The 240-nt window shown below is 63.3% G+C and carries 1 pseudogene; it reads right to left on the bottom strand.

Going from position 1 to position 240, the window contains the following annotated elements:
• Nucleotides 1–240, bottom strand: a pseudogene (locus VC352_RS25020) (hypothetical protein); the annotation flags it as partial.

Genomic DNA, 240 nt, shown 5'->3' with positions numbered 1-240 from the left:
AGCGCGTCCACGGCGAGCCACTGGCGAAATGTGCGTCGCTGAGGATCTGGCTCATGTAGTCGAGGTTGCATTCCAAGCCGTAAAGCACCGAGTCGGCCAGGGCTTTGTCCAGCGCGGTGCTGGCTTGTTCTCGGGTCGGCGCCCAGGTGATCATCTTGTCGATCATCGGGTCGAAGTAGGGCGGGCTGTCGCAGCCGGCTTCGACCAAGGTGTCGATGCGCAGGGCCTTGCCGTCAGCCT

This window comes from Pseudomonas sp. C11 (assembly GCF_034683865.1).
Classification (GTDB): domain Bacteria; phylum Pseudomonadota; class Gammaproteobacteria; order Pseudomonadales; family Pseudomonadaceae; genus Aquipseudomonas.
This window is presented reverse-complemented; position numbering and strand designations above follow the sequence as displayed.